The organism is Candidatus Fusobacterium pullicola, assembly GCA_018883725.1.
Classification (GTDB): Bacteria; Fusobacteriota; Fusobacteriia; order Fusobacteriales; family Fusobacteriaceae; genus Fusobacterium_A; species Fusobacterium_A pullicola.
The window spans coordinates 1-3,665 of sequence record JAHLFN010000044.1 but is presented as its reverse complement, the minus strand read 5'-3'; the positions used below and the strand labels follow the sequence as shown (position 1 = coordinate 3,665).

4 protein-coding genes and 3 tRNA genes are annotated in these 3,665 nt (G+C 31.6%); all 7 read right to left on the bottom strand.

Annotation, left to right across the window (positions count from 1 at the left end; translation table 11 throughout):
- On the bottom strand, positions 1-130 hold a 130-nt coding region (gene tuf, locus IAA47_04845; GenBank protein ID MBU3842296.1), incomplete at its 3' end, for an elongation factor Tu.
- Between the two features lie 149 nt (positions 131-279).
- Positions 280-364 (bottom strand) — tRNA-Tyr (locus IAA47_04840).
- A 19-nt stretch (positions 365-383) separates the two neighbouring features.
- A tRNA-Glu gene (locus tag IAA47_04835) sits at positions 384-458 on the bottom strand.
- A gap of 3 nt (positions 459-461) precedes the next feature.
- Positions 462-537: transfer RNA gene (locus tag IAA47_04830), tRNA-Thr, on the bottom strand.
- Between the two features lie 196 nt (positions 538-733).
- Positions 734-1,564, bottom strand: a complete 831-nt coding sequence (locus IAA47_04825; GenBank protein ID MBU3842295.1) for a radical SAM protein — start codon at positions 1,562-1,564, stop codon at positions 734-736.
- Positions 1,557-2,528, bottom strand: a complete 972-nt coding sequence (gene yvcK / locus IAA47_04820; GenBank protein ID MBU3842294.1) for a uridine diphosphate-N-acetylglucosamine-binding protein YvcK — start codon at positions 2,526-2,528, stop codon at positions 1,557-1,559. The genes IAA47_04825 and yvcK overlap by 8 nt, the downstream gene beginning before the upstream one ends.
- 110 nt (positions 2,529-2,638) lie before the next feature.
- Positions 2,639-3,556 carry a dihydrodipicolinate synthase family protein gene (locus IAA47_04815; GenBank protein ID MBU3842293.1) on the bottom strand — a complete coding sequence of 306 codons (918 nt, stop codon included), beginning with the start codon at positions 3,554-3,556 and terminating at the stop codon, positions 2,639-2,641.
- Positions 3,557-3,665: the final 109 nt, after the last annotated feature.

The following is a 3,665-nucleotide window of genomic DNA, read 5'->3' as shown; positions in this document are numbered from 1 at the left end:
TTTGAGCTAGTCCTAAATCTGATAATACTTTAGAGATAGCTGCTGTTGTTGTTGTTTTTCCGTGGTCAACGTGTCCGATTGTTCCGATGTTAACGTGCGGTTTGCTTCTTTCGAATTTTTCTTTAGCCATTGTGGTTATACCTCCAAATGTTTTTATAATACTATAAGTTTATTTTACTACTATTTTTACAAAATTTCTACTTATTTCTTAACAAGTTTTTTATTTTGATAAAAAAAAATCCACACATTATGCTTATGCACTTCAGTGTAGTTGTTAAGTGGTGGTGAGGGAAGGATTCGAACCTTCGAAGGCAGAGCCGGCAGATTTACAGTCTGATCCCTTTGGCCACTCGGGAACCTCACCGATTATTAAGTTTTTATAGTGGTACCCCGTAGGGGAATCGAACCCCTGTTTCCAGAGTGAAAATCTGATGTCCTTACCACTGAACGAACGGGGCATCTGGTGCCGCTTATCGGAGTCGAACCAATCACCTACTGATTACAAGTCAGTTGCTCTACCAGATGAGCTAAAGCGGCATTTGCTATTCATTCCGCCATCGTTTCACTTTTGCGTTTTCATTTTTCGCTTTCGTGTCCCGCTGACATATATAATATTACCACATAATATAAAAACTGTCAACAACTTTTTTAAAAAATTTTATATTTTTTAAAAACCATATTACAAACCTAGTATTTTCAAAGGTTTTCAAATATATTTTTTTATAAAAATTTATTAAATTTTAAAAATTTTCTTTAAATCTTTCTCAGAATATTCTCTTTTTTCTTTCATATTTTTTAATAATTCTTCATTAACTTCTATTTTTTTATCTAACTCTTTCATCTCTTTTACTATTTCAACATTACTTATTCCCAATTCTAAATATTTATTTTTTATTCTTTGCATCGTTTCATAACTAGCTGGTTGAACCCAATTCTCTGTACCTGGTCTATCCAAAGTATTTAATTGCAGTTTAGTAAAATTTATATTTTTTAAGAATGCGACCATTTTCTCTGTATGTTCATTAGAGTCATTTAATCCCTCTATTATAAAACTTTCAATATATATTTTTCCTTTATATTTCTTACTTAAATTTTCTAACCCTCTCATAACTTGAGATACATCTATCTGAGCTGAAGGTCTATTTATTTTTTTAAAGATCAAATTGTCTACACTGTTCAATGTTGGCATTATCAAATCTGCTTTTTCTAATTCTTTTACCACTTCATTATCTTCTAACAATAAACTATTTGTAATTACACAAACTTTAATTTCTAAATTAGATTTTATCCACTCAATAATTTTACCTAAATCCTTACTTAAAGTCGGTTCTCCACTACCAGAAAAAGTTATATAATCAGGTTTTACAATTTTTATAGCTTCCAAGATCTCATTTTTTACTTCATCTATATCTTTAAAGCTCTCTCTTTTTAATTTTAATTCTCTTGTAGCTCCACACTCACAAAATACACAGTTCATATTACAACTTTTAGGTGTTACTAAATCCACTCCTAAAGAAACACCCAATCTTCTAGACGGAACCGGTCCAAATACATGTTTAAACATAAAACTCCTCCCATTTATCTATTAAAGAATATAATGTTGCTGCTAATTTGTACGGATGATGTCTTACCATACCTCTTGAGTCAATTTCTAGAATGTCTCTATCTTTTACCTTTATCCCTCTACTTTTTATACTCTCTTTATCTACTAAAACTCTATCACTATTCTGAGCTCTATATCTTTCCAATATCTCTTCTGGAATATCCCTAGTATCAACAACTACTTCATCTATAATATTATTCCCAATAACCTTACATATTGCCTCTATATGTTCGTCAGCTGTATATCCCTCTGTTTCTCCAGGCTGCTGCATTGCATTACAAACATATACTACTTTTGCTTTACTCTTTTCTAAACTCTCTTTTATTCCACTCAATAGTAAATTTGGAATTAAACTAGTATATAAGCTTCCTATTCCAAAAACTATTAAATCAGCATCTTCTAAAGCCTCTAAATTTTTTATTGGAGCTTTTCTTTCATTTTTATAAAAAACTTTTTTTATTCTTTCTTTAACAAAGGGTATATTTGATTCTCCCTCAATAATTTTACCACTTTCTGTTTCTCCAAAAAGAATAACATTATCCAAAGTTGCTGGTAATATCTTAGCCCTTATATTAAACAACTTTCTAAGTCTATCAACTGCATCTCCAATATTTCCTGTTATTTCATTCATCGCCATTATTAAAAGATTTCCTAAAGGGTGTGCTCCAATAGAACTCTCCTCTTTAAATCTATATTGGAAAACATCCTCTATTATTGGCTCCACATCACTCAAAGCTATTAAAACATTTCTTAAATCTCCTGGTGGGGGTGAATCAAACTCTTTTCTCAAAGCTCCACTACTTCCTCCATCATCAGCTACAGATACAATAGCAGTTAAATCTACTGGTAAATACTTTAATCCTCTTAACATTACCGATATTCCACTTCCCCCACCTATAACTACCACTTTCGGTTTTTTATTCACATCTGCTCCTCCTAGTTGTTTTCTTCCTTGCTCCCATTATCTCTCAATTTTTTAAAAAAATCAAGGTACAAAAAAAGTCCTCAGTTATCCCGAGGACCTATTTTTATATATTATAAATATTTAGCTTCTGTATCTCTTATTAATTTAGCTACAGCTTCAACTTTTGGCATATCCTCTTCTACAAGGTTAGCTAATGGAGCACGAACTCCTCCAATTTCTATGTTATGGTTGATTTTTAAAGTAGCTTTAATTACTCCATACATATTTCCTTTACAAGAACATAATGCTGTTATTATATCATTTACATCATATTGGATAGCACGAGCTGTTTCATAATCTCCTTTTTGGAAACACTCTAGAGCTTTTAAGAATAACTTAGGCATAGCTCCATAAGTTCCTCCTATTCCTCCTTCAGCTCCTATCATAAACCCACCTATGAATTGTTCATCTGGACCATTGAATACTATTGTATCCTTTCCTCCAATAGCCTTAAATGTTTGAATATCTTGAATAGGCATTGATGAGTTTTTAACTCCTATTACTCTTGGATTTTTTAACATTTCTTTATATAAAGATGGTGTTAAAGCAACTCCTGCTAGTTGTGGAATATTATAAATTACGAAATCTGTATTTGGTGCAGCACTTGAAATGTCATTCCAATATTTTGCTATTGCATGTTCTGGTAAACGGAAATAAATTGGTGGTATTGCAGCTATTGCATCTACTCCTAAACTTTCTGCATGAGCAGCTAATTCCATACTATCTGCAGTATTATTACAAGCTACGTGAGCTATAACTGTTAATTTTCCTTGAGCTTCTTTCATTATAGTTTCTAAAACTACTTTTCTTTCTTCTTTACCTTGGTAGATACACTCTCCTGATGATCCTCCAACATATACACCTTTTACTCCTGCTTCAATAAAGTATCTTGTTAAAGCCTTTACTCCCTCTACACTTATATTCCCCTCTTTGTCATAGCATGCATAGAATGCTGGTATTACTCCATGATATTTTTCTAAATTTCTCATTTAAAACACTCCCTTTTCCCTATTTTTCAATTCAATTTTATTAACAAGTAGTTTCTTTAAATATCTTGTATCATTTAATGTTCACGAGAACATTTTACTAAAAATAAAT

What these genes read in the sequence shown, in the direction of transcription:
- IAA47_04815 (MBU3842293.1), bottom strand. Translation starts at nt 3,556, where the DNA reads ATGAGAAATTTAGAAAAATATCATGGAGTAATACCAGCATTCTATGCA.
- IAA47_04825 (MBU3842295.1), bottom strand. Translation starts at nt 1,564, where the DNA reads ATGTTTAAACATGTATTTGGACCGGTTCCGTCTAGAAGATTGGGTGTT.